Raw genomic sequence first — 354 nt, forward strand, 5'->3', positions numbered from 1 at the left:
ACACTCAGCGTTTAAAATAGATAACTCCCTTAAACACCTCATGCATAAAGTTTTGTATGTCTTGTATCGCCATCGTAAGCGATGGTATTTTACAGTATAGCGGAATAAAATAACGTTCACTTCATGAGGGAAACTGAAGTTTTATCAACATCGCGATTAAAAACGTAACGTTTTCCATAAACTTCAACGATTGGTGGTTGACGATTTTCTTCAAAAAAATCATATCCTTTCTTAAGCATAACCCAAAATGGATAATGGGGATCATTGCCATGACGTAACATATTATCCTCGGTCATGCGGAAAGGAAAAGCCTGCAACTGAAATGCTCTTTGTCCTCCTTTAAAAGCATCCCGT

At 37.3% G+C, this 354-nt stretch carries 1 pseudogene; it reads right to left on the reverse strand.

From position 1 onward, the window contains the following. Positions 1-116: 116 nt before the first annotated feature. Positions 117-354: pseudogene (locus ACFINC_RS10545) on the reverse strand (hypothetical protein); the annotation flags it as partial.

The sequence above is a fragment of the Bartonella sp. AP58NXGY genome (assembly GCF_042195785.1).
In the GTDB taxonomy this organism is placed as follows: domain Bacteria; phylum Pseudomonadota; class Alphaproteobacteria; order Rhizobiales; family Rhizobiaceae; genus Bartonella.